Origin of the sequence: Bradyrhizobium campsiandrae, assembly GCF_014529705.1 — a bacterium.
GTDB lineage: Bacteria > Pseudomonadota > Alphaproteobacteria > Rhizobiales > Xanthobacteraceae > Bradyrhizobium > Bradyrhizobium campsiandrae.
The window spans coordinates 1-448 of record NZ_JAANIH010000210.1 but is presented as its reverse complement, the minus strand read 5'-3'; the positions used below and the strand labels follow the sequence as shown (position 1 = coordinate 448).

Annotated in this window: 1 protein-coding gene; it reads right to left on the bottom strand. The window is 57.8% G+C overall.

The window, feature by feature from the left end; genetic code table 11:
• Positions 1-276 (bottom strand): PDDEXK family nuclease (locus G8O24_RS47150; RefSeq protein WP_210324920.1); only part of this gene is annotated, 276 nt, incomplete at its 3' end.
• Positions 277-448: the final 172 nt, after the last annotated feature.

The window sequence follows — 448 nt, the reverse complement described above, 5'->3', positions numbered from 1 at the left end:
ATACATATGAGGACTGAGCTTGTGGACTCCAGGAATTCGGTTCGTCTTGTAATCGACAACTAGATGACGACCATCGGGTCGCCTCAAGACAGCATCGATCGAACCCGTGAGAAAGCCGCGTAGCGCCTGGTCGCCATTGGGGATATGGGCCAATATTTCGCCGTAGCCGCTGATGGGATCGTCGGGTGGCACCAGACTCGGATCGCAGAGGAGGGACGCTAGGTCTGTCATGGTGGTCGATCGTCCGTGCGGGGTCATGGCAAGTTCGAAGTTCATCTCAGCCAGTCGAGCCGGCGGGGAAAAATCTGCCAAGGTCATGCCCGGGGCCAAGGGTCCGAGATCACTATGAAGAGCCTGCTCCAAACTGGTGGCAAGTTCAGATGGGGGGACGTCTGGTAAGGGCGACATGCGAAGGGCTCTGCGGGTGATTGAGAGTACCTCGCTGGAG